The sequence below is a fragment of the Brachybacterium alimentarium genome (genome assembly GCF_002332425.1).
In the GTDB taxonomy this organism is placed as follows: Bacteria; Actinomycetota; Actinomycetes; order Actinomycetales; family Dermabacteraceae; genus Brachybacterium; species Brachybacterium alimentarium.
The window spans coordinates 453,209-476,469 of record NZ_NRGS01000005.1 but is presented as its reverse complement, the minus strand read 5'-3'; the positions used below and the strand labels follow the sequence as shown (position 1 = coordinate 476,469).

The following is a 23,261-nucleotide window of genomic DNA, read 5'->3' as shown; positions in this document are numbered from 1 at the left end:
CCCGGCAGATGGACGTGCGACGGCGGGAGACGGCACCAGGGCCGCCTCCCGCCGGGGGACAAGGTCAGACGATCACTTGGTGATCGCGTAGTACAGCGGCACGGTGTCCCAGCCGTACTCCACGTTCGAGACCAGATCCGAGTATCCGCCGAAGGTGTTCTGGTACCACAGCGGAATCGCCGGCAGGTCCTCCATGAGGATGGCCTCCGCGGCGTGGAACTTCTCGTTCGCGGCGTCGATGTCCGGCGCGGCAAGGCCCTCCTTGAGCAGGTCGTCGAACTCCGGGTTCTTGTAGTCGCCGTCGTTGCTGCCCTTGCCGTCCGCCGCGGCGGAGGAGTAGATCGGGCCGAGGAAGTTGAACACGGAGGGGTAGTCCGCCTGCCAGCCCGAGCGGAAGGCACCCTCCATCGTGCGCGCCGTGATCTGCTCGCGGAACTCGCCGAAGGCCGGGAACGGGTTCGGCGACGCCTCGATGCCGAGGGTGTTCTTGATCGAGTTGCACACGGCCTCGACCCAGTCCTTGTGCGGGGCGTCCGCGTTGTACGCCAGCGTGAAGGGGCCCTTGAAGGGCTCCATCTCCTCCGCCTTGTCCCACAGCTCCTTGGCCTTCGCCTCGTCGAACGTGAGCACCTCGGCGCCGGGGATGTCGGTGGCCCCGCCGCCGTCGATCACCGGAGCGACGAAGTCCGTCGCGGGGCTGCGGGTGCCGTAGAAGAGCGAGTCGCAGATCGCCTTGCGATCGATCGCGTAGGAGATCGCCTGACGGCGCAGCTTGCCCGCCTCGCCGGTGAAGTCGGGGTCCTCCTGGTGGATGGTGAAGGACTGGAACACCGCGCCCGGGGCGTTGACGGCACGGTCTCCGAGCTCGTCCTCGAAGGTCGACAGCGCTCCCGTGGGGATGATGTCCGAGACGTCGACGTTGCCCGAGAGCATGTCGTTGTAGAGCGTCTCGTCCTTCGCGTAGACGACGAAGGTGACGCCGGCGTTCTGGGCGGCGCGGGGACCGTCGTACTCCGGGTTCGGGACCAGCACGATCTCGGAGTCGTGGGTCCAGGAATCGACCATGTAGGGGCCGTTGCCGATGGGGGCCTCGCCGAAGGCGTCGATGTCGTCGAAGGCGGAGGGCGGCATCGGCGAGTATGCCGAGTAGCCCAGGCGGGAGGAGAAATCGGCCTGCGTGGAGACCAGCTTGACGGTGAAGGTCGTGTCATCGACGACCTTCAGGCCCGACAGCGTGAGGTCCTCGGTGGCGTCATCGGCGGCGACCTCGGCGAAGCCCTCGATGGGCTCGAAGAAGGACTGGCTCTTCTGGGCGTTCGCGGTGTTCGCACCGAAGTTCCACGCGTCCACGAAGTTCTGTGCGGTCAGCTCGGTGCCGTCGGAGAACTTCAGGCCCTCGCGGATCGTGATCGTCCAGGTCTGGTTGTCCTCGGACTCGATGGACTCCGCGACCTCGTTCTCGACCTTGCCGTCCGCGGTGTAGTACACGAGCCCGGAGAAGACCGAGGTGATGACGCGACCGCCGCCGACCTCACTGGTGTTGGTCGGGATCAGCGGGTTCTCCGGCTCGGTGCCGTTGGCGAGGATGGGCTCGCCGGAGCCGCCGCCGTCGCTGCTTCCGGATCCGCTGTCCCCATCGCTCGAGCAGGCGGCGAGGGTGAGGGCAGCGGCTCCGCCGGCAGCACTGCCGAGCATCATGGAACGTCGCGTAATGGCCATGGATTCTCCTGGACGACTAGGGCTGGGTCCGTCGCGCTCCGTTGCGCACGACGCATCCCTCAGTCTGCACCCTCGCCTGTCAAGAACAATCCATCCTGCGGTCACAAATCGGTCTCGGGCCTTTTTCAACCACTTCGGCGGGAGCACGTGCAACACGCTGACCGGGCACGACGTTCCTCGCCGGAAGGGTGTTCAATGGCTGTATGACTGCTTCGAACACGTCCTCCGCTCCCCTCGATCCCACGTCCACGGACGCCTGGGCCTCCCTCGAGGCGCACAACCTCGAGATCGCCGGCTCCCTGCGCGAGTGGTTCGATGCCGATCCGCAGCGTGCCGAGCGCTTCAGCCGCACCGCTGCGGACCTCCGCGTCGATCTCTCGAAGAACCTGATCACCGCCGAGACCATGGAGCTGCTCCTGCAGCTCTCCCGTGAGGTCGGCGTCGAGGAGCGCCGCGACGCCATGTTCTCCGGTGCCCACCTCAACACCACCGAGGACCGCGCGGTGCTCCACACCGCGCTCCGTCGCCCCGAGGGCGCCGCGCCGGCGCTCGAGGTCGACGGCCAGCAGATCGACGCGGACGTCCACGAGACGCTGCAGCGCGTCTACGACTTCGCGGACTCGGTGCGCTCCGGTGAGTGGACCGGCGTGACCGGGAAGAAGATCGAGACGGTCGTGAACATCGGCATCGGCGGCAGCGACCTCGGACCGGTCATGGTCTACGAGGCGCTGAAGCCCCTCGCGCAGGACGGGCTGTCCGCCCGGTTCCTCTCCAACATCGACCCCACCGATGCGCACGAGACCACCCGCGACCTCGATCCCGAGACCACGCTGGTGATCGTCGCGTCGAAGACCTTCACCACGCTCGAGACCCTCACCAACGCGCGCCTGGTGCGCGAGTGGCTGCTGGCCGGGCTGCGCGAGAACGCCGGTCTCACGGTCGAGCAGGAGACGGAGGCCGTGGCGAAGCACTTCGTCGCCGTCTCCACCGCGCTGGACAAGGTGGAGGCCTTCGGCATCGACCCGAAGAACGCCTTCGGCTTCTGGGACTGGGTCGGCGGCCGCTACAGCGTGGATTCCGCGATCGGCACCGTGCTGGCCACCGTGCTGGGCCCGGACGTCTTCGAGGAGCTGCTGGCCGGCTTCCACGCGATGGACGAGCACTTCCGCACCGCCCCCGCGGAGGACAACGTGCCGCTGCTGATGGGGCTGCTGAACGTCTGGAACGTGAACTTCCTGGAGGCGGAGACCCATGCGGTGCTCCCCTACTCCCAGTACCTCCACCGCTTCCCCGCCTACCTCCAGCAGCTCACCATGGAGTCCAACGGCAAGTCGGTGCGCTGGGACGGATCGCTCGCGACCACCGAGACCGGCGAGGTCTTCTGGGGCGAGCCGGGCACCAACGGCCAGCACGCCTTCTACCAGCTGATCCACCAGGGCACTCGGGTGATCCCGGCGGACTTCATCGCCTTCGCAACCCCGAACCACGCCCTCGCGGACGGCGACCAGGACGTGCACGAGCTGTTCCTCGCGAACTTCTTCGCGCAGACCAAGGCGCTCGCCTTCGGCAAGACCGCCGCGGAGGTGCGCGCCGAGGGCACCGAGGGCTCGCTCGTGGCGGCCCGCGAGTTCTCCGGCGACCGCCCCACCACGTCGATCATGGCCCCGAAGCTCACCGCCTCGGTGCTGGGCCAGCTGATCGCCCTGTACGAGCACATCACCTTCGTGCAGGGCACGGTCTGGGGAATCAACTCCTTCGACCAGTGGGGCGTCGAGCTCGGCAAGCAGCTCGCGAAGGACCTCGCCGGCGCCGTCGCGGGCGACGACGAGAAGATCTCCGCGGAGGACTCCTCGACCGCCGCGCTGATCCGCTACTACCGCGAGCATCGCGAGGGCTGAGCGGACCGCGCCCGGGAGGATCTCCCGGGCGGTCCGGACGCACCGCCGGACAGACGAGAAGGGCGGCCCCCATGGGGGCCGCCCTTCTCCATGTCAGGAGGACGTCTCAGGCCAGGAAGTCGACCTCGCGGGTCTCCTTGCCGATCAGCAGCGCGACGATCGTGATGACCGCGGCGAGGGTCAGGTAACCGCCCACGAGCCACAGCGGTCCGTCCAGCAGCTGCCACAGAGCGATCATCGCGTACGGCGCGGGCGCCGCACCGATCACGGAGGCCATGTTGTAGCTGACCGCGCTGCCGGTGTAGCGCACGTCGGACGCGAACATCTCGGGCAGGTAGGCCGCCATCGGGCCGAAGGTGAGGCCCATGAGCGTGAAGCCGATGATCAGCGTCGCCATCGCACCGGCCGTGCCGGCCTGCACCATCGGCTCGATGAGGAGCCCGAAGATGCCGATGCCGACGGTGACGCCGAGCAGCAGCTTGCGGCGGCCCATGCGGTCCGCGAGCGGGCCGGAGACCAGGGTGAAGATGCCGAAGAACACGACGCCGATGATCAGCATGGTGAGGAACTGCGGGCGCTCGAAGCCGAGACCGGGAGCGAACCCGGCGGCGTCGAACGGCTTCCCGGCCGCCTCCGCGGCCGCGCGCGCAGTCTCCTCGTCGGCTGCGGTGGTGCCGACCACCATGAGGAAGGCCGTCATGAGATAGAAGAGGACATAGGTGGCGACCATGGCGATCGTGGCGAGGATCAGCGGCTTCCACGCCGTGCGGAACACGCGGGCGATCGGGACTGCGGCCACGCGCTGCTCGTCGATCACCTTCTGGAAGGCAGGGCTCTCCATCAGCTTCAGGCGCACCCACAGGCCCACGATCACCAGGATCGAGGAGAGCAGGAACGGCAGACGCCACCCCCACGACATGAACTGCGCGTCGGTCAGCTGCACGCTGAGGACCACGAACAGCAGGTTCGACAGGATGAACCCGATGGGCGCGCCGAGCTGCGGGAACGTGCCGTAGAGGGCTCGCTTGCCGGGAGGGGCGTTCTCGGTGGCGAGCAGGGCCGCACCGGACCATTCGCCGCCCAGACCGATGCCCTGGCAGAAGCGCAGCAGCACCAGGATCGCGGGCGCCAGCACCGTGAAGCCGGGGGTCGAGGCGGTGGGCAGCACGCCGATGAGGAAGGTCGCGATGCCCATCACCAGCAGGCTCGCGACCAGGGTGGTCTTACGGCCCACCCGGTCACCGAAGTGGCCGAAGATGAGCGAGCCCAGCGGGCGGGCGACGAAGGCGACGCCGAAGATCGCGAACGAGCTCAGCAGCTGGTTCGCCGGCGTCTGCGTCGGGAAGAACAGTGCCGGGAAGACCAGGGAGGCCGCTGTCGCATAGGCGTAGAAGTCGAAGAACTCGATCGTCGTGCCGACCATCGAGGCGGTGATGACGCGACCGCGGGTGTTCGCGGGGGCTGCGGCCGGGGCCGACGTGGTGGGGGCTGGTGCTGTACTCACGTCGGCCGACCCTAGTCCCGTCATTCCGGCATGCGGACAGGACGGACACATCGTGAGATGCCGACCGTCTCCCCCGGCGTTCCGGGCCGGTCCCGTGCGCTCCGGGTCACAGCGGGGCCTCGGTTCTGGACTCCGGTGTCACGTCAGGCTGCGCGATGGGAGACTGGTGCAACATTCCACAGAAGTTCGAGGGGAACCCATGGAAGCACTGATACCGCTGGCGATCGGCGTCGCCGCCGTCGTCGTCGTCCTGCTGATCCTGCTGCTCATCCTGATGCGCAGCTACCGGATCGCCGCGCCCAACGAGGCGCTCATCATCACCGGTCGCAATGCGAAGACCAGCCCGACCGGGGACATCGACCTCGAATCCGGCAGCGCCCGCGTGATCATCGGCGGCCGCGCCATCGTGCGACCGATCGTGGACCGGGCCTTCGTGCTGAGCCTGAGCTCGCGCCAGATCCCGGTCGAGGTCGAGGGCTACTCGATGAACGGCATCTTCCTGCGGCTGCGCGGTGTGGCGCAGGTCAAGGTGGGCGGCAACATCGACGACGTCCGCAAGGCCTCGCAGCGCTTCCTCGATCAGCAGCAGCAGATCGACCATTACACGCAGGAGATCCTCTCGGGCACGCTACGCGCGGTGGTCGGCACGCTGAGCGTCGAGCAGATCATCCGCGACCGTGCGTCGTTCGCGAGCCAGGTCCAGGCCGAGGCCGAGCACTCGATGAACAACCAGGGTCTGGTCATCGACACCTTCCAGATCTCCGCGATCGAGGACGACGGCTCCTACCTGCGCGACTGGGGCCGCCCCGAGGCCGCGCTGGTGGCCAAGCGCGCCGCGATCGCCGAGTCGGACGCCAACCGTGAGTCCACGCAGGCGACGAACATGAACCTCCAGCAGGAGGCGGAGTCGAAGCAGGCCTTCGACATCCGCAATGCGGAGATCAAGGAGGAGACCGACGCCCGTCAGGCCGTCGCGGACGCCTCCGGCCCGCTCGCCCGTGCCGCTCAGCAGCAGCGGATCATCGAGCAGGAAGAGCTCATCGCGGTCCGCAACAACGACCTGCGCGAGAAGCAGCTGATCGCCGAGGTTCACAAGCCGGCCGAGGCCAAGCGCTACGCCGAGCAGCAGGATGCGGACTCCAAGAAGTACGCGCACATCGCCGAGTCGGAGGCCCAGCTGCAGGACGAGCGCAACCGCGCCGAGTCCCGCAAGGTCACCGCGGACGCCGAGGCGCATGCCATCGAGGCCCGTGGTCGGGCCGAGGCCGAGATCGAGCTGCAGCGCCGCTCGAAGGACGCCGAGGCAGTCCGCCTCGAGGGTCAGGCCGAGGCCGATGCCCTGCGTGCCAAGGGTGAGGCCGAGGGGTCGGCGATCCGTGCCAAGGGCGACGCCGAGGCGGAGACCACCCGCGCCCGCGCCGAGGCCTACAAGCAGTTCAACGACGCCGCGGTGCTCAACCAGGTGCTCGAGGTGCTGCCGACGGTCGCCAACGAGCTGGCGGCGCCCTACTCGAACATCTCCAACCTGTCGGTGTTCTCCACCGACGGCGAGGCGAAGATCGGCCAGAACATCTCGGTCGGCCTCGCCCAGGTGCTCGACATGGTCAAGTCCACCACTGGTGTCGATTTCCAGGACACCCTCAAGCGTGCCGCCGATGGCGGCCGCGAGGTGCGCGAGCAGGCCGAGCTGACGCCGTCCGCCGCCGAGAGCTCGTCCGCGGACAGCTCCTCGGCCGACGACAGCAGTGACGACGCCTGAGTCCGGCCCGTCACCACAAGAACGCCCCGGTCCTCCCCGCAGGGAGGGCCGGGGCGTTCTGCATGCTGCTGGAGGGGATGGGGGCGCAGGCGTGGCCGTCCCCGGGCCCCGCTCTACGCCGTCTCTGCGGTCTCGCCGCTCTGTCCGATCTCACCGAGCAGCGCCTTCGCGTACGAGGCGTGCACGGACTCCTCGTCTGAGGGGTGGTACATCCCGGCGCGCACATCCCGGGAGAGTCGTTCCAGCTCGCTGCGGCGGAAGTACTGGGACCCGCCGCTGGCGCGCAGCACCTGGTCCACGGCGGCGATCGCGGCCTCGGTCGCCCGGGACTTCACCCCGGAGAAGTGCAGGAACCATCGCGGCCCGTGATCGGTGATCCCTGCGCCGCTCTCCCCCGTCCCGAGGGCGTCGAGGTCCGCGAGCACCTTCTCGATCTGCAGCACGGCGCCGTCGAGCCCGATCGCGGCATCGGCCAGGCGCCACCGGATGTCGGGGTCGTCGGCGTGGGCGATGCCCTTGGTGACACTGCGGCGGGTGGTGGCGATCCCTGCGCCGACGGCGACCGCCCGTTCGGCGATCCCGGTGTAGACGGAGGCGATCAGCAGCTCGAAGGTGCCGAAGATCCCCATCACGAAGGGGTCGGGATTCGGGCCGACGGGCGTGTGCGTCAGCACCCGTTCCGGCGCGATCCGTGCGCCGTGCAGACGGGTGGTGCAGGACTGCGAGGGACGCATGCCGTGGGTGTCCCAGTCGTCCAGGGTCTCGACGTCGTCGGTGCGCTCCAGCACGCCGAACACCAGGCGGGGGTCCTCCGGGACGGGGCCGGCGGCAGAGCCGTCCGCAGCACCGTCGCCCGAGCCGTCGGCGGGATCCTGGACGAGTCCGTGCACGACCAGGCGGTCCCAGACCGGCGCCAGGGAGGTGAAGATCTTGGTGCCGGTGAGGCGGTACCCGCCGTCGGCTTCCGTGTCGGCGCTGGTGCCGGAGTCGAAGAGCATGGCGTCGTTGCCCGCCTCTGAGATCCCGAAGGCGAACAGCCTGCCCTCGGCGGCGTCCCCGAGGATCGAGCACACGCTCTCCACGCCGAGGCGGTGGGCGTGCAGTGCGGCGCCGGTGACCACGAGGTGCATGTTCATCGACAGCGCAGTCGCCGGCGCGGCCTGGGCGAGGCGTCGTTGGATCCGGCTCGCCTGCAGCAGGCTCGCCCCGAGGCCTCCCAGCTCGGTCGGCACCAGCAGGCGCAGGTATCCGGCGGCGCGGAGATCCGCGAGATCGTCCGTGGGGAAGGTGTTCTCGCGGTCATGTCTCGCCGCACGGTCCCGGAAGGTGCTCAGCAGGGCATCGGAGAGGAAGATCGCGGGGTCCGCGACGGCATCAGCAGCAGTCATGTCCCCACGATAGTGGGACTGCTCAGGAACCGGCCCGGAGCCGCTGGAAGGTCGCGAGCAGGGGCCGATGATCCGAGGCGTGACTGGCCCCCACCTCGAGACCGGTCGCCTCGAGCGCGCCGCGCGACCAGATCGAATCGATCCGCAGCAGGGGCAGCCGCGAAGGGAAGGTCGCGCGCCCCGGGGAGCGTCCGAACGGGAGCGCTGCGGCGAACTTCGCGGTGACCGGCGAGCGCGGCATCGCCCCGCGCAGGTCCACGGCGGCCTCCCGCCATCCGCCTGCGGACAGGGGGCCGAGCTCTGCGGCGGAGGGATCGGCGTTCAGATCCCCGAGCAGCAGGGCCGGCCCGTCCAGCGCCGAGGTGTGCTCGAGGATCCGCAGCACCTGGGCGGTGCGGTGGCCGCGATGCTCGTGATCGAGGTGGGTGACGTGCACCTGCAGGGGTTCCTGGCCCGCCGGATGCACGGTCGCGGACAGCAGCCCGCGCGGCTCGCGCAGCGGCCCCAGGGCAGGGTGGCCGGGCAGCTGCCGCATCCGGTGCGCGGTGATCTCGTGCGGGGTCAGCAGCGCGAGCCCGTACTGCCGTCGGTGTTGCTCACCACGAGCCGGCCCGTCGTCCGCCGCGTGGTCGATCGCGGCGCCGAAGCATCCGCGCAGCCCGAGCATCTCCGCCAGGCCCGCGGCCTGGTCCTCGAACGCGGAGCGCGCCCCGAAGGCCACGTCCACCTCCTGCAGGCCGATGACGTCGGCCCTCAGCCCGGCGAGCGTCTCGGCGATGCGTGCCAGATCGAGCCGGTCGCGGCCGTCGGCCCCGTGGTGGATGTTGTAGGTCGCGACCCGCAGCTGAGCGCTCACGTCACTGCAGGCAGCTGGGTCCGAGCAGCGTCTTGAGCGAGGCGTACAGAGCGGCCGACGGGTTCACGGAGAGGCGCTTGTCCAGCTGCATGAGCGTGCTGCGGCCGGGCTCCTGGAGTCGCAGGCGCACCTCGCTCGACCCGGGGTTGTCCTCGAGCACCTCCCGCAGCTTCTCGGCGACCTTGGTGGTCGCGCGCATCGCCGGCAGCGCGATCACGACCGGACCGTCGGGACCGCCTCCGGTCTCCGGGATCGTCATCTCCATGACGCGCAGCTCGGGCATGCCCTTGGAGATGTCCACCCGCCCCTTCATCGAGACGATGAGATCCTCGGCCAGCTCCGTGGCGACGGTCTGGTACGTCGAGGGGAACATGAGGCAGTCGATCGAGCCCTCGAGGTCCTCCACGGTGGCGATCGCCCACATGTCGCCCTTCTTGGTGGTCTTGCGCTGCAGGCTCGTGATGAGACCGGCGATGGTGACCATGGTGCCGTCCTGGATCGCACCGTCGTCGGCCAGGGCGCTGATCGAGGTCGAGGAGTTCTGTGCGATGACGTGCTCGAGGCCGTACAGCGGGTGGTCCGAGACGTACAGCCCCAGCATGTTGCGCTCGAAGGCGAGCTTCTCCTTGCGATCCCATTCGGGCAGATCGGGGATCACGATGGTCGCCGCGGAGCCGGAGGCGACGTCGTCTCCCCCGGCAGCGCCGAACACGTCTCCGAACAGGTCGTACTGTCCCTGGGCCTCCTTGCGCTTGACGTCCACGACGGAGTCGACGGCGTCCTCGTGGATCAGCACCAGGGAGCGACGGTTGGCGCCGATGGAGTCGAAGGCGCCGCCCTTGATGAGCGACTCGATGGTGCGCTTGTTGCACACCGACAGCGGGACCTTGTCCAGGAAGTCCGTGAAGGAGGTGAAGGCCCCCTTCTCCTCGCGGGTCTTGATGATCTCCTCGACCACGTGCGCGCCGACGTTGCGGATCGCCGAGAGCCCGAAGCGGATGTCGTCGCCGACGGCCGAGAAGTACAGATCCGACTCGTTGACGTCGGGCGGGAGCACGGTGATGCCGCGGTGGCGGCAGTCGCCGAGATAGAGGCCCAGACGGTCGCGGTTCTCCTGGGTGGAGGTCAGCAGCGCGGCCATGTACTCGGTGGGATGGTTCGCCTTGAGGTAGCCGGTCCAGTAGGAGACCACGCCGTAGGCGGCGGAGTGCGATTTGTTGAAGGCGTAGTCCGCGAAGGGCATCAGCGTCTCCCACAGCGCCGTCACGGCGCCCGCGGAGTAGCCGTTGTCCTTCATGCCGGCCTCGAAGGACGCGAACTGCTTGTCCAGCTCCGCCTTCTTCTTCTTGCCCATGGCGCGCCGCAGGATGTCCGCCTGGCCCAGGCTGTAGCCGGCGACCTTCTGCGCCGTCTGCATGACCTGCTCCTGGTAGACCAGCACGCCGTAGGTCTCGCCGAGGATCTCCGAGAGCGGCTCCTCGAGCTCGGGATGGATCGGCGTGATCTCCTGCAGCCCGTTCTTGCGCAGCGCGTAGTTGGTGTGGGAGTTCATGCCCATCGGGCCGGGTCGGTACAGCGCCGAGACGGCGGTGATGTCCCCGAACTGGTCGGGCTTCATCTGCCGCAGCAGAGTGCGCATGCCCGAGCCGTCCAGCTGGAACACGCCGAGGGTGTCGCCGCGCTGGAGGAGCTCATAGGTCTTCTCGTCGTCGAAGGGCAGCATCTCAAGATCCGGAGGGGTCTTGCCGTTGCGCTCCATGTTCGCCACCGCGTCCGAGAGCACGGTGAGGTTCCTCAGCCCCAGGAAGTCCATCTTCAGCAGGCCGAGGGTCTCCAGCGTCGGGTACTCGAACTGGGTGATGATCTGACCGTCCGAGGGGCGGCGCATCATCGGCACGATGTCGACCAGCGGGTGGCTGGACATGATCACGGCGCAGGCGTGCACGCCCCAGCCTCGGGTGAGGCCCTCGACGCCCTTGGCGATCTCGACGACCTTCTGGACGTCGGGGTCCTCGTCGTGGATCCGACGGAACTCCCCCGCCTCCGCGTAGCGCTTGTCCTCGGGGTCGAAGATCCCCTTGATGGAGATGTCCTTGCCCATCACCGTCGGCGGGAGCGCCTTGGAGAGGCGGTCGCCCATGGCATAGGGGTAGTCCAGGACGCGGGAGGCGTCCTTGAGGGAGTTCTTGGTCTTCATGACGCCGTAGGTGATGACCTGCGCGATGCGGTCGTCGCCGTACTTGCGCTCGACGTACTCGATGACCTCGCCGCGGCGGCGATCATCGAAGTCGACGTCGAAGTCGGGCATGGACACGCGGTCCGGGTTCAGGAACCGCTCGAACAGCAGACCGTGCTCGAGAGGATCGAGATCGGTGATGCGCATGGCATAGGCGACCATCGAACCGGCACCGGAGCCACGGCCCGGCCCCACGCGGATGTCCTGCTCCTTGGCCCACTTGATGTAGTCCGACACGACCAGGAAGTAGCCCGGGAAGCCCATCTGCAGGATGACGCCGACCTCGTAGTCGGCCCGCTTCTGGACATCGTCGGGGATCCCGGCGGGATAGCGGTACTGCAGGCCGCGCTGAACCTCCTTGACGAACCAGGACTCCTCGTCCTCCCCCGGAGGCGTCGGGAAGTTGGGCATGTAGTTCGCGCCCTCGTCGGTGGTGCGGAACTCGACCTCGCTCATCTCGGCGATGCGCAGGGTGTTGTCGCAGGCCTCGGGGAACTCGCGGAAGAGCTCGCGCATCTGCTGCGCGGACTTCAGGAAGTAGCCGGAGCCGCCGAACTTGAAGCGGTCGGGGTCGTTCAGGCGCGAGCCGGAGTTGATGCACAGCAGGACGTCCTGGATGGTCGCATCCTGCTCGGTGACGTAGTGGAGGTCGTTGGTGGCGACCAGCGGCGCGCCGACGGCCCGGGAGACCTCGATGAGGTCCTTGGTCACGCGCTTCTCGATGTCGAGCCCATGGTCCATGAGCTCGATGAAGTAGTTCTCCTTGCCGAACATGTCCTGGAACTCGCCGGCGGCCTTCACGGCCTCGTCGAACTGGCCCAGTCGCAGGCGGGTCTGCACCTCGCCCGACGGGCACCCGGAGGTCGCGATCAGACCCTCGGAGTACTGCGAGAGGATCTCGCGGTCCATGCGGGGCCACTTGCCCATCTGCCCCTCGAGCGAGGCGGCCGAGCCGAGCCGGAACAGGTTGTGCATGCCCTCGGTGGAGCGCGACAGCAGGGTCATGTGGGTGTACGCGCCACGGGCGGAGACGTCGTCGCCGGCCAGCTGCTGCTCGCGGGTGCCCCACTGCACGCGGGTGCGGTCGTGGCGGCTGGTCCCCGGCGTCACATAGGCCTCGATGCCGATGATCGGCTTGATGCCCGCGGCCTTGGCGGTCCGGTAGAACTCGTAGGCGCCGAAGAGGTAGCCGTGGTCGGTGATCGCCACGGCCTTCTGCCCTTGTCGCACGGTCTCGTCGACCAGTTTGTCGATCTTCGCGGCCCCGTCCAGGAGCGAGTAGTCCGTGTGGACGTGGAGGTGCACAAAGTCTTCGGAGTCCGCGGGAGCCATGCCGTCCAGACTAGCCAGTCCCGGCGGCAGACATGCCATCCGCCAGCGTCGGGGAGGTCACCCGGCGCGTCCCGGCGCGTCGGCTCGACGGGCGGGGACCGCGGGACCGGCATGCCCCGGAGCACCGGCCCGGTGCTGACGGGTGCCGGCCGGTGCAGGCCGGTGCAGGCCGGTGCAGGCGGGGGCAGGCCAGCGCCAGCCGGTGCAGGTGGGTGCCGACCGGTGCCAGCCGGTGCCAGCCGGTGCAGGCAGGTGCTGCGGAGTCAGCGGCGGGGTGCGGCGACCTCGGCGTGCGTGCGCAGGATCGCCTCCGTGCTGCCATGGGGCGCACGACCGATGCCGCACTCGGTGGCGACGCCGTAGCCCTGACGGACCACCTCGGAGGCCGCGGCGATGCGACGCTGCGCGCCCTCGGCGCCGTCCTCACGATGGATCAGGCCGAGGTAGAGCTCGGGGACCTCGGTGAGCTCGGCGAGCGGTGCGAAGTACGCGTGGTCATCACGGTCGATCGGCACCGGCAGGTGCAGCCAGGACAGCTCGCGGCCGCTCGCATCGAGCACGGCATCCGCGACCCGCACGAGGGTCGCGGTGTCGGTCGGCTCGACGAAGTGCTTCTCCCCCGCGTCGCCGTAGCAGAGGTGCATCCCGACCTCGACGCCGGTCGGGACGGCATCGACCAGGGCGGCCAGGCGCGAGATGACGCCCTCGAGCACGTCCCCGGCCCACCAGTGGTCCATGAGGGCCCCGTAGCCGGAGGCGCCCTCGAGAATCCCCATCTCGCTGGCCACGTCCCATTGGATCGCGAGGTCCTCGTGCGGGATCGCCTCGAGGACGTCGTCGAGCTCCTCGAGCATCGCCTCGGTGTAGACGGGTTCGATGGCCGCTCTGTCCTCGCCGCTGAAGAATGAGGAGATCACGGCGACCGGTGTGGGCAGGGAGATCTGGAAGCGCACCCCGGCGGGGACCACGCCCTCCTCGCGGAGCCGGGTGAAGATCGCGTAGGACTCCGCCGCAGCGGCTCCGTACCCGAGCGCCGGGAGCGTGATGCTGCGGGCGTCGATGCCCTCGGCCAGGCGCAGGGGGCGGGCGTCGATGCCGGCGGGGAACGGGATCGGCTCGTCCCCCACCCGTTCGATGCCGTCGGCCTGTGCGAGCACGTCGGGCTGGAACATGATCCAGTGGAATCGCTTCCCGACCTCTCCGTCGGGGATCCGCGACACGTGCGCGCCGAGGATCTCGGCGACCGTGCGCATCGTCGTCTCGGCGTCGTCGTAGTTCACGCTGCCGGTGAGCAGGGCACCCTGGGGCTGAGTCATGCGCTCAGCGTACGACAGGCCCGCCTCGCACCGGCCGACCGGTCAGCGGTCGTCCCCCTCGGCCTCCGCCTCGTGCTGGCGGCGGGTCTCCGCCAGCAGCATGTCCAGGTAGTCGTGGACGTCCTCGTAGCTCAGCGAGCGCTCGTCGCGCCGGGGCGGGATCCCGCCCACGAAGGCGCCTCCGTGCCAGGCCATCGAGTCGTCCGGCAGGGACGGGTCGTCATCACGCCACAGGTCGATCGGGATCGCATGGGCGGCGAGGTCGCGCGCGATCTCGTCCGCCTGAGCGGGAGGCCCGGACCGCTGGAGCACCGCGACCAGCAGCGACTGCGCCGCCCAGGCCACGGCATCGTCGCGGGAGTCCTCGCCGGGGTCCACGGACTCCTGCACCAGGGCGATGTAGCTGCCGGCCAGCTCGTCGGCGCCGTCCTCGTAGTGATCCTTGGCGACCCGCAGGGCGACCCGGGGCACCAGATCGCGGGCCTCCCACAGCACTGCGGCGCCGACCAGCGCCATGCCCACGCCGGTCGGGAAGTCGGGGTCCCTCCCCATCGCGGTCGTGGGGGCTCGACCGGCGCGCAGCTCGTCGTCGGCTGCGAGATACTCCTGCACGCTGCGGGCGATGGCGTCACGGGCCGCGCCGTCATCGCGCAGCACCAGCTCGGCGTCGGCCGGGTCGATGCCCAGGCGTCGGGCGACACGGAGGTAGGGAAAATCCTGACGGTCCAGGGCGGCATCGCGAGCAGGGCTCAGCGCACTGGGATTCTGCGCACCGGGGTCCTGCGGGCTGGGGATCTGCGCGCTGGGGATCTGCTCGTCGCTCATGACACGACCGTAGTCGTTCGCGACGCAGTCCCGCCCGCGCCTCCGGCGGGCCGGGATCAGACCGTGCGCAGGGAGTCGAGAGAGTCCTGCAGATCACGCGGGTACTGCGACGTGTAGGTGACGGGATCCCCGGTGGCGGGATGGAGGAAGGTGAGCTCCATCGCGTGCAGCCACTGCCGGATCAGCCCCACCTTCTCAGCGAGAGTGGGATCGGCGCCGTAGAGCGGATCGCCCACCAGCGGGTGGTGGAGGGCCGACATGTGCACGCGGATCTGGTGGGTGCGTCCGGTCTCGAGCTGGATCCGCAGGAGCGTCGCGCCGTGCAGCGCCTCCAGCGTCGAGTAGTGGGTCACCGAATGCTTGCCGTCCCGGCGCACAGCGAACTTGTAGTCGTGGTGCGGGGACCGCCCGATGGGGGCTTCGATGGTGCCCTCGGGCTGGTCCGGGGCGCCCTGGCAGACGGCGTGGTAGACCTTGCCGACCTCCCGCGCTCGGAAAGCGTCCTTGAGGGTCGTGTAGGCACGCTCCGTGCGCGCCACCACCATCAGTCCGCTGGTGCCGACATCGAGCCGGCTGACGATCCCCTGCCGGTCGGGATCGCCGGAGGTGCGGATGCTCACTCCGGCTGCGGCCAGGTGACCGAGCACGGTGGGGCCGGACCATCCGGTGCTGGGATGAGCGGCCACGCCCACGGGCTTGTCGATCACCACGATGTCGTCGTCCTGGTGGACGAGGCTCATCCCCTCGGCGATCTGGGGGCGCACCGAGGCGGTGGGCTTCTCGTCGGGCAGCTCCACGAAGATCATCGCGCCGGGTTCGAGCCGCGTGGAGCGGGCAGGGGCCTGGCCCTCGATGAGGACATGACCGGCGCTCACGAGATCGGCGGCACGGGTGCGCGAGAGGCCGAGCATCCGGGAGATGCCGACGTCCACCCGCTCACCGGCCAGGCCGTCGGGGACCATCAGGGTGCGGGAAGAGCTCACCGGGTCCCCTTCGGCGACTCGGGGTCGTCGGGCGACGCCACGGAGTCCGTGGGGCTCTCGCCCTGCGCCCGCGCTTCTGCTTCTGCTTCTGCTTCTGCATCCACCTCGGCCGGATCAGCGGCGTGGCCGATCACGCCGAGCAGCACGATGAGGAGCGCCCCGCCCACGACGGCCATGTCCGCCACGTTGAACACGGGCCAGTGCGGCAGCTCGAGGAAGTCCACGACCTCCCCGTGGAACGGGCCGGGCGGCCGCAGCAGGCGATCGTGGATGTTGCCCAGGGCGCCACCGAGGACCAGTCCGAGGGCGAGCGTGTACCAGGGTGAGCGCACGGCACGCACGGCGAAGACGATCACACCGATGACGATCGCCACCTGCAGGCAGGTGACGACCGGGGTGATCCCCGAGCCCATCCCCCAGGCCGCCCCGGAGTTGTACAGCAGGGTCAGCTGCAGGAACTCTCCGAGGAACGGCTGCGGCACGAGCTCGTGGAGGTTCGCCTCGGCCCAGTTCTTCGTGAGCTGGTCGGCGACCGCGAGGGCGCCTCCCACCAGGAGCATGCCGCCGAGCACACCGCCTCGGGGCAGACGGCGACGAGCGCCGGACCCCGAGGGCCCGGCGCTCGTCGGCGTGGTGTCAGCGTGGCTCACAGACCGAAGTTCGCCTGCTTGTCCTGCGTCTCGCTGGTGTCGAGATCGCGGAGCTGGTTCTCCAGGTAGTTGCGCAGCCGGTTGCGGTAATCGCGCTCGAAGGTCCGCAGGCCCTCGAGCGTCTTCTCGAGCTCGGCCTTCTTGGTCTCGAGATCGGCCAGCGTGGTCCGGGACTTCTCCTCGGCCTCGCCGATGATGCGCGTGTGCTCCTCGTTCGCCTCGGAGATGAGGCGATCGCGCTCGTCCTCGCCGTTCTTGACGTACTCGTCGTGCAGACGGTTCGCCAGGGCGATGATGCCGGCCGCGGACTGATCCGGGGCCTGCTGGACGGGGGCTGCGGTCTCCGCAGCGGTCTCCTCGGCGGGAACGTCCTCGACAGCGGTCTGCGGGCTCGTCGCCTCGGGGTCCTGTGCCGCGGGCACGGCGGCGGCGGTGGCCGGGGTCTCCTCGACGAGGTCGTCGGTCGCGGAGCCCTCCGCGGCGACGGGCGCCTCGGCGGCCGGGGCGGAGTCGAGCTCGGCGATGCGATGGTGCGCCTCCTCGAGCTCCTTGGTCAGTCGATTGTTCTCGTCGATCAGCTCTTGGAGGCGCGGCAGGATGTCGTTATCGAGGTAGTTGTCCACCTCGTCCATGTCATAGCCCTCGGAGAACCGAACCGGGGTGAACCGCTTGGACAGCAGGTCATCGGGCATCAGAGCCATGGGTCACCTTCTCGTCAGTCTGGGGTCGTGGTGCGCGTGGGGCGCGGTGCCGACAGCCTAGCGGATGTTGGGACCGCTCATGACGGCCGGCCGCACCGGCCATCGCGAAGTCAGATGCGCGGTCAGCTCGCGAGGGAGGACAGCACGGAGAGCAGGATCCAGCCCGCGACGAGCAGGATCATGAGGCTCAGATCGAGGACGATCGCGCCCAGGCGCAGCGGTGGGATCAGGCGCCGCAGCCCTTTCACGGGCGGGTCGGTCAGCGTGTAGACGACCTCGAACAGCACCAGCACGATCCCGCTGGGGCGGTACTCACGCGCGTAGGACTGGATCCACTCCAGGACCAGACGCCCGATGAGCACGATCATGTACAGCAGAAGTGCGAGGTACAGCACTCCGGCGACGAGCTGCATGGAGGGTCAGCTCTGGTTGTAGAAGCTGCCCTCGTCGGCAGAGGTGTCTCCGTCGACCTGGACGAACTCCGGCGAGAGGAGGAAGACCTTGGACGTGACGCGCTCGATGCTGCCGCGCAGACCGAAGACGAGGCCGGCACAGAAGTCGACCATGCGCTTGGCATCGCCGTCCTGCATGTCGGAGAGGTTCACGATGACGGGGATCCCGTCGCGGAACGACTCGCCGATGGCCTTCGCGTCGTTGTAGGAACGCGGATGGATCGTGGTGATGCGGTGCATCGACTCCTCCACTGCTGGGGCCATGGCCACGACGTTCGAGCGCTGGCGGATCGGAGTCACCTGTGCCTCCCGTTCGGGTGCGGGCTCAGGGCCTCGCTCCGTGCGGCGAGTCGGAGCGGCGACCTCGTCCTGACGGTACCGCTCGTCCTCGTAGAATTCGTCGTCGACCTCGTTGGCGAGGCCGAGCGCGACCATGGCGTTGCGCCAGTTACCCATCGCGGATCTCCCAGATTGTTGTTCACGCTGACCTGGACTCCGGGGAAGCACGGGGAGTGCGCGAGAGTCCTTGGGTTCGAAAGTACCGCAGGGATTTCCACGGGTACGGGATGTCGTCGGCGTGTCGCCACCGTGTCGTGCCCGCTCAGAGGCGCCGGATCACTCCCGCGAAGCGGCCCGTGCGGGCCTGGCGACGGTAGGAGAAGTAGGCCTCGTCCTCGAGAGTGCAGGGATGCTCGGCGTCGATCGCCTCCGCAGGGACGCCGGCCCGTGCGAGCAGGTCGACGGCACCGGCGCGCAGGTCCAGGGAGAGTGTCCCCCACCGGGTGCTCGATCTCGTGGCGGGCAGCACGGCGGCGGCGTCCTCTCGCATCGAGCCCGGCACCTCGTAGCACTGCCCGCAGATCGAGGGCCCGATCGCCGCGGTGGTGCCCTCCGGCGTCGCGCCGAGGTCGCCCATCGCCTCCAGGGTCCTCTCGAGCACCCCGCCGAGGAGCCCGGCCCGGCCCGCATGGGCCGCGGCGATCACGCCTGCGGACGGGTCGGACAGCAGCACCGGCAGGCAGTCCGCGACCATGATCGCGAGGGCGGTATCCGTGCGCCGGGTCACGGTCGCATCGGCGGTGACCACGGGCACCGGGCCCTGCGCGGGCAGGACATGCACCGTCGCGGAGTGCACCTGGTCCACGAACACCAGCGGGGCGCCGATCCGCTCCCCGACGAGCTCCCGGTTGCGCTCGACGACCGCGTCGTCGTCACCCACGTGCCGCGCGAGGTTCAGCGAGGCGAAGTCGCCCGTCCCCGCTCCTCCCGCGCGACCCGTGAACAGGGCGCGGGCCCCGCGAAGCCGCGGGGCCCGCGCCAGGGAGGCAGACGTCACTTCAGGAAGGACGGCAGATCGAGGTCGTCATCGTCCGACGGCGGCTCCTCGATGCGCGGGGGGCGCACCGGCTCCGGCTCCGGGGCGCGGGGCGCCTGCTGCGGCGGGACCTGCGACTGCTGGGGCCCGGTGTGCTCGTCCTCCACGTCCGCGGAGTCCAGGACCTCGGTCTCGGGCTCGCCCGATCCCGGGCGGGACGGCGAGAAGGTCTGCTGCGGCAGGCCCCAGGCACCGGGAGCGCCGGGGGCACCCGCACCGGCACCGCCGGCGGAGGCCTGACGCTGCGCACCGGTCGCGGCGGGACGCGGCTCGACCGCTGCCGGCCGCGGCGCGGGGGTCGACTGCTCCTGGCGCGGAGCAGGTCGCTGCTGCGGCGCGACCTCCTGGCGAGGCGCGGGGCCGCCGTTCTCGAAGCCGGCGGCGATGACGGTCACGCGGACCTCGTCGCCCAGGGCGTCGTCGATGACGGAGCCGAAGATGATGTTCGCGTCGGGGTGCGCGGCCTCCTGGACCAGACGGGCCGCCTCGGAGACCTCGTACAGGCCGAGGTCGCTGCCGCCCTGGATGGACAGCAGCACGCCGTAGGCGCCGTCGATCGAGGCCTCGAGCAGCGGGCTGGAGACGGCGAGCTCCGCCGCCTGGAGGGCGCGGTCCTCCCCGCGCGCCGACCCGATGCCCATCAGGGCGCTGCCGGCGCCCTGCATCACGGACTTGACGTCCGCGAAGTCGAGGTTGATCAGGCCTGGTGTGGTGATCAGATCCGTGATGCCCTGCACACCGGACAGGAGCACCTGGTCGGCGCTCTTGAAGGCGTCGAGCATCGAGACCTGCTTGTCCGCGATGGACAGCAGGCGATCGTTCGGGATCACGATGAGGGTGTCGACCTCGGCCTGCAGCGAGGCGATGCCGGACTCGGCCTGGGTCGAGCGGCGCCGGCCCTCGAAGGTGAAGGGACGGGTGACCACGCCGATGGTCAGCGCGCCGAGGCTGCGAGCGATCTTGGCGACGACGGGTGCGCCACCGGTGCCGGTGCCGCCGCCCTCGCCGGCCGTCACGAAGACCATGTCGGCCCCGCGGAGGACCTCCTCGATCTCCTCGGCGTGATCCTCGGTGGCGCGCTTGCCGACCTCGGGGTCGGCGCCGGCGCCGAGACCACGGGTGATCTCCTTGCCGACGTCGAGCTTGACGTCGGCGTCGGACATCAGCAGCGCCTGGGCATCGGTGTTGATCGCGATGAACTCGACGCCCTTGAGTCCGGACTCGATCATGCGGTTGACAGCATTGACACCTCCGCCGCCGACGCCGACGACCTTGATGACTGCTAGGGAGATCTGGGTTCCGGCCACGTTTGGGGTCCTTGCTCTTGTCGTTCTCCTGCGAAAGGGGCCTGCGTCGCGCCTGGTCGCCGACTGCCGAAACCCTCAACCTCGTCTCGAGGTTCAGACTTCGGGGCTCCCCTTCTTTCCTTTGACGCTAGGGACGTGGGCATCCCTACGCAAACACCGAGGGCGCGTGTCGGCCTCGGAGCGCGGAAAGGAGGATGATCCGTGCTGCCGCCCACGTCACCGGTGGGTTCACCGGCGTGTCACCGCGTGACGGGAGCCACCGGTGAGGAGACGTCGATCTCGGAGCCGGGCTGGTCGAGCAGCGCCTCGACCACCTCCGCCTTGAGCTCGGCATCGGCCGAGTCTCCCCAGACCACGGACTTGGTGCCGCCGTCCTCGAGCGTGAGCACGAGGTTCACGTCGCTCGCGCTCGAGGCCGTCGCCTCCTTCACGGAACCGCGCAGCGAGTCGGGGATGTTCGCCAGGACCTCGCGCATGGCCGTCGCTGCTCCCTCCGGATCGATCGCGCCGGGCTCGACGGTCAGCGGCACGAGGGTCTCCCCCTCCGCCGCGGCCTCGGGGAGCTCCTCGCCCTCCGCACCGATCACGACGGTGGAGCCGTCGGTGGTGGTGAGCAGACCGACCGGAGTCGATTCGGTGACCGTCACCTCGACGCCATCGGGCCAGTTGCGCTCCACCTGGACGTCGTGGACCCCGGGGACGTCGGAGACGCGTTCGGCGATGTCCGCGGTGGGCAGCAGCACCATGCTGTCCCCGACATCCGAGGAGACGGCGCCGCGCACCTCGTCCTCGTCGACGTAGCCGAGACCGGAGACCGAGATCTCCCGGAGCTGCAGCGCCGGCAGGAAGATCGCGGTGACGGCGAGCGCCACCAGGACCGCCACGACGCCCGCCGCGACCGCGAGTATCAGGCGTCGGCGTCGCCGCCAGGGTCGCCCCGCCACGAGCTCGCGGAAACGACCTGCGGCGTGGACCACGCGGCCGCCGCCCGGCGCGGTGTCCTCCCCCGTGGGGGCGGTCGTCGTGGACGGCCGTCCGACAGCGCGCCCGGGTCGTGCGGGGGCGGACGGCGAGGACGAGGGGGCCGACACGACAGTGGAGCCGATCCTCGAGGCGGGACGGGGGTTCCGGGGAGTCGCCCCCGGGCTCGCGGGCGAGGCGGCGGACGGGGCGGACGCCGCAGTGCCCGCGGACGCCGCAGCATCTGCGGACGCAGCACCCGGCGACGCTGCTGAGCGCGCGGACGCAGGACGCCTCGCAGGCGCGCCCGACCGAGCGGTCGGTGCGGACGGTGCGGACCGCGCCGACCCGTCGGCCGGAGCGGTGCGCGGCGGCATCGGCGGGCGCGCGTCCCCCGGGGCGAGCCGGCGGGAGGCGGTGCGAGGCCTCGGCGTGGTCGGGCGGCGTGCCATCAGGCCTGCCCCGCTGCAGTGCCGAGCGCGGTGAGCACGGCGGGAGTGGTCTCCACGATGTCCCCGGCACCGAGCATGAGCACCATATCCCCGTCGCGGGCCTGCTCGGACACGCGGACGGACACGGAATCGTCCGCGTCGAGGGGCTGGACGCTGCCGCCCGGCAGCTGGCCGGTGATGGTCCGGGCGTCCACGCTCGGGTCCGGATCCTCCCGGGCGGCGTACACGGGCAGCACCCAGGCGAGATCGGCGGCGGAGAGCGCCGAGGCGAACTCGGAGGCGAAGCTGCGCGTGCGGGAGAACAGGTGCGGCTGGAAGACCACGAGGACGCGTCCCCCCTGGCCCTGGCTCTCGACGATGCCCCGGGCGGCGGCGATCGTCGCAGAGACTTCGCGCGGGTGATGGGCGTAGTCGTCGACCACCGTCACACCGCTCACGGTGCCGGCGACGTCGAAGCGGCGAGAGGCGCCCGTGAACACCGACAGCCCCGCGGCGAGCGCGGAGAGCTCGGCGTCAGGCACGGCAGCGGAGGCTGCGGCCAGGGCGCCGAGCGCGTTGAGCACGTTGTGGTGCCCCGCCACCGAGAGCGTCGTGGAGAGCCGGCCGTGCGGAGTCCCGATCTCGAGCCGGGTGCCGCCGGCGGACCCCTCCTCGACGAGCACGCGCCAGTCGGCGCCGGCCTCGGCACCGTAGGTGGTCACGAGGACGCCGTGCTGCGCGGCGCGCTCCCCCAGGGCGCGGGCCCCGGGATCGTCGCGGCACACCACGAGATGGCCGTCGGGGACGATCTGTCCGATCAGCGCATCGAACCCGGCGGTGAGGGTCCGCTCGTCCCCGTGGAAATCGAGGTGATCGGGCTCGAGGTTCGTGACCACGAGGGAGGTCGGGGCGAAGGCGAGGAAGGAGCCGTCGGACTCGTCGGCCTCGATCACCGCCGCCGCCGCGCGGTCGGCCGCCTCCGTCTCATGCCCGGCCGAGGGGGTGGGGTCAGCGCGGAAGCCCGCATTGCGGCCGAGATCCGGGACGGCCGCTCCGAGCGCCCACGCCGGATCGAGTCCCGCACCCCGCAGCGCCATGACGGCCATGCCGGTGGTCGAGGTCTTGCCGTGGGTGCCGGCCACGGCCACCAGCTCCCGCCCCGCGAGCAGGCCGGCCAGGGCCGCTGCGCGGTGGACGACGGGGACGCCGCGCTCGCGGGCGGCGATCACCTCCGGATTGTCTGCTCGCACCGCCGTGGAGACGACGACCACGTCGACATCATCGGCCAGCAGCGTCGCGTCGAAGCCGATGCCGATGCGGGCGCCGGCCGCGCGCAGCGGGGCGATGAACTGGCCGTCCTGGGAATCCGAGCCGCTCACGGCCAGGCCCGCCTCGAGCGCGAGGCGGGCGACCGCGGACATGCCTGCGCCGCCGATGCGCACGACGTGCACCGAGCGCACCGGGCCGCCCGACGGCCAGCCGGCCTGGGTGATGACCGTGCCGGGGTGCAGGATCGTGCGGGGGGCGGGCTGGTGCGAGGGGCCGTTCGAGGCGGCGGCTGAGGTCATG

18 protein-coding genes are annotated in these 23,261 nt (G+C 70.1%); 2 read left to right on the top strand and 16 right to left on the bottom strand.

The window, feature by feature from the left end; all coding sequences use genetic code 11:
• Window positions 1-72 precede the first annotated feature (72 nt).
• Entirely contained in the window at window positions 73-1,719 is a 1,647-nt protein-coding gene (locus CIK71_RS05370; protein WP_096164114.1) for a peptide ABC transporter substrate-binding protein, read from the bottom strand.
• A gap of 203 nt (window positions 1,720-1,922) precedes the next feature.
• On the opposite strand from CIK71_RS05370, the gene pgi reads away from it, so the two are divergent.
• Window positions 1,923-3,617: a glucose-6-phosphate isomerase gene (pgi, locus tag CIK71_RS05365; RefSeq protein WP_096164113.1), complete on the top strand. Its 1,695-nt coding sequence runs from the start codon at window positions 1,923-1,925 to the stop codon at window positions 3,615-3,617.
• Window positions 3,618-3,723: 106 nt separating this feature from the next.
• Here pgi and CIK71_RS05360 read toward each other — a convergent pair whose 3' ends face one another.
• A complete protein-coding gene (locus tag CIK71_RS05360; RefSeq protein ID WP_096164112.1) occupies window positions 3,724-5,145 on the bottom strand; it encodes an MFS transporter in 1,422 nt (473 codons plus the stop codon).
• A gap of 175 nt (window positions 5,146-5,320) precedes the next feature.
• Here CIK71_RS05360 and CIK71_RS05355 point away from each other — a divergent pair, with 175 nt between their 5' ends.
• Window positions 5,321-6,880: a flotillin family protein gene (locus CIK71_RS05355; RefSeq protein ID WP_096164111.1), complete on the top strand. Its 1,560-nt coding sequence runs from the start codon at window positions 5,321-5,323 to the stop codon at window positions 6,878-6,880.
• Between the two features lie 113 nt (window positions 6,881-6,993).
• Here CIK71_RS05355 and CIK71_RS05350 read toward each other — a convergent pair whose 3' ends face one another.
• The 14 genes from CIK71_RS05350 to murC form a co-directional block, all read right to left on the bottom strand.
• The gene (locus tag CIK71_RS05350; RefSeq protein WP_096164110.1) at window positions 6,994-8,268 is read right to left on the bottom strand and encodes an acyl-CoA dehydrogenase family protein; all 1,275 of its coding nucleotides are present in this window, start codon (window positions 8,266-8,268) and stop codon (window positions 6,994-6,996) included.
• Window positions 8,269-8,290: 22 nt separating this feature from the next.
• Window positions 8,291-9,124, bottom strand: a complete 834-nt coding sequence (locus tag CIK71_RS05345) for an endonuclease/exonuclease/phosphatase family protein (RefSeq protein ID WP_245857299.1) — start codon at window positions 9,122-9,124, stop codon at window positions 8,291-8,293.
• Between the two features lies 1 nt (window position 9,125).
• Window positions 9,126-12,692, bottom strand: coding sequence for a DNA polymerase III subunit alpha (gene dnaE / locus CIK71_RS05340; protein ID WP_096164109.1), 3,567 nt, complete (start codon window positions 12,690-12,692; stop codon window positions 9,126-9,128).
• A gap of 263 nt (window positions 12,693-12,955) precedes the next feature.
• Window positions 12,956-14,008 (bottom strand): hypothetical protein, encoded by a 1,053-nt coding sequence (locus CIK71_RS05335; RefSeq protein WP_096164108.1) that lies wholly within the window; start codon window positions 14,006-14,008, stop codon window positions 12,956-12,958.
• Between the two features lie 42 nt (window positions 14,009-14,050).
• Window positions 14,051-14,833: a hypothetical protein gene (locus tag CIK71_RS05330; RefSeq protein ID WP_245857298.1), complete on the bottom strand. Its 783-nt coding sequence runs from the start codon at window positions 14,831-14,833 to the stop codon at window positions 14,051-14,053.
• A 56-nt stretch (window positions 14,834-14,889) separates the two neighbouring features.
• Window positions 14,890-15,816, bottom strand: a complete 927-nt coding sequence (locus CIK71_RS05325) for an RluA family pseudouridine synthase (protein WP_096164107.1) — start codon at window positions 15,814-15,816, stop codon at window positions 14,890-14,892.
• Window positions 15,813-16,466 carry a signal peptidase II gene (gene lspA, locus CIK71_RS05320; protein ID WP_245857297.1) on the bottom strand — a complete coding sequence of 218 codons (654 nt, stop codon included), beginning with the start codon at window positions 16,464-16,466 and terminating at the stop codon, window positions 15,813-15,815. The genes CIK71_RS05325 and lspA overlap by 4 nt, the downstream gene beginning before the upstream one ends.
• Window positions 16,463-17,167 (bottom strand): DivIVA domain-containing protein, encoded by a 705-nt coding sequence (locus CIK71_RS05315; RefSeq protein WP_096164106.1) that lies wholly within the window; start codon window positions 17,165-17,167, stop codon window positions 16,463-16,465. The genes lspA and CIK71_RS05315 overlap by 4 nt, the downstream gene beginning before the upstream one ends.
• A gap of 122 nt (window positions 17,168-17,289) precedes the next feature.
• Window positions 17,290-17,580 (bottom strand): YggT family protein, encoded by a 291-nt coding sequence (locus tag CIK71_RS05310; RefSeq protein ID WP_096164105.1) that lies wholly within the window; start codon window positions 17,578-17,580, stop codon window positions 17,290-17,292.
• 6 nt (window positions 17,581-17,586) lie between these two features.
• A complete protein-coding gene (locus CIK71_RS05305) occupies window positions 17,587-18,075 on the bottom strand; it encodes a cell division protein SepF (RefSeq protein ID WP_096164104.1) in 489 nt (162 codons plus the stop codon).
• A 145-nt stretch (window positions 18,076-18,220) separates the two neighbouring features.
• The gene (gene pgeF, locus CIK71_RS05300; protein ID WP_096164103.1) at window positions 18,221-18,955 is read right to left on the bottom strand and encodes a peptidoglycan editing factor PgeF; all 735 of its coding nucleotides are present in this window, start codon (window positions 18,953-18,955) and stop codon (window positions 18,221-18,223) included.
• Window positions 18,952-20,301, bottom strand: a complete 1,350-nt coding sequence (ftsZ, locus tag CIK71_RS05295) for a cell division protein FtsZ (protein ID WP_096164102.1) — start codon at window positions 20,299-20,301, stop codon at window positions 18,952-18,954. The genes pgeF and ftsZ overlap by 4 nt, the downstream gene beginning before the upstream one ends.
• Before the next feature lie 239 nt (window positions 20,302-20,540).
• On the bottom strand, window positions 20,541-21,392 hold the full coding sequence (locus tag CIK71_RS05290; RefSeq protein ID WP_245857296.1) for a cell division protein FtsQ/DivIB: 852 nt from the start codon (window positions 21,390-21,392) through the stop codon (window positions 20,541-20,543).
• A gap of 320 nt (window positions 21,393-21,712) precedes the next feature.
• Complete coding sequence (gene murC / locus CIK71_RS05285) at window positions 21,713-23,260, bottom strand: UDP-N-acetylmuramate--L-alanine ligase (RefSeq protein ID WP_096164100.1); 1,548 nt, start codon at window positions 23,258-23,260, stop codon at window positions 21,713-21,715.
• Window position 23,261: the final 1 nt, after the last annotated feature.

What these genes read in the sequence shown, in the direction of transcription:
- CIK71_RS05335 (WP_096164108.1), bottom strand. Translation starts at nt 14,008, where the DNA reads ATGACTCAGCCCCAGGGTGCCCTGCTCACCGGCAGCGTGAACTACGAC.
- CIK71_RS05330 (WP_245857298.1), bottom strand. Translation starts at nt 14,833, where the DNA reads ATGAGCGACGAGCAGATCCCCAGCGCGCAGATCCCCAGCCCGCAGGAC.
- CIK71_RS05315 (WP_096164106.1), bottom strand. Translation starts at nt 17,167, where the DNA reads ATGGCTCTGATGCCCGATGACCTGCTGTCCAAGCGGTTCACCCCGGTT.
- CIK71_RS05310 (WP_096164105.1), bottom strand. Translation starts at nt 17,580, where the DNA reads ATGCAGCTCGTCGCCGGAGTGCTGTACCTCGCACTTCTGCTGTACATG.
- CIK71_RS05370 (WP_096164114.1), bottom strand. Translation starts at nt 1,719, where the DNA reads ATGGCCATTACGCGACGTTCCATGATGCTCGGCAGTGCTGCCGGCGGA.
- dnaE (WP_096164109.1), bottom strand. Translation starts at nt 12,692, where the DNA reads ATGGCTCCCGCGGACTCCGAAGACTTTGTGCACCTCCACGTCCACACG.
- murC (WP_096164100.1), bottom strand. Translation starts at nt 23,260, where the DNA reads ATGACCTCAGCCGCCGCCTCGAACGGCCCCTCGCACCAGCCCGCCCCC.
- CIK71_RS05305 (WP_096164104.1), bottom strand. Translation starts at nt 18,075, where the DNA reads ATGGGTAACTGGCGCAACGCCATGGTCGCGCTCGGCCTCGCCAACGAG.
- pgi (WP_096164113.1), top strand. Translation starts at nt 1,923, where the DNA reads ATGACTGCTTCGAACACGTCCTCCGCTCCCCTCGATCCCACGTCCACG.
- CIK71_RS05355 (WP_096164111.1), top strand. Translation starts at nt 5,321, where the DNA reads ATGGAAGCACTGATACCGCTGGCGATCGGCGTCGCCGCCGTCGTCGTC.
- CIK71_RS05360 (WP_096164112.1), bottom strand. Translation starts at nt 5,145, where the DNA reads ATGACGGGACTAGGGTCGGCCGACGTGAGTACAGCACCAGCCCCCACC.
- CIK71_RS05350 (WP_096164110.1), bottom strand. Translation starts at nt 8,268, where the DNA reads ATGACTGCTGCTGATGCCGTCGCGGACCCCGCGATCTTCCTCTCCGAT.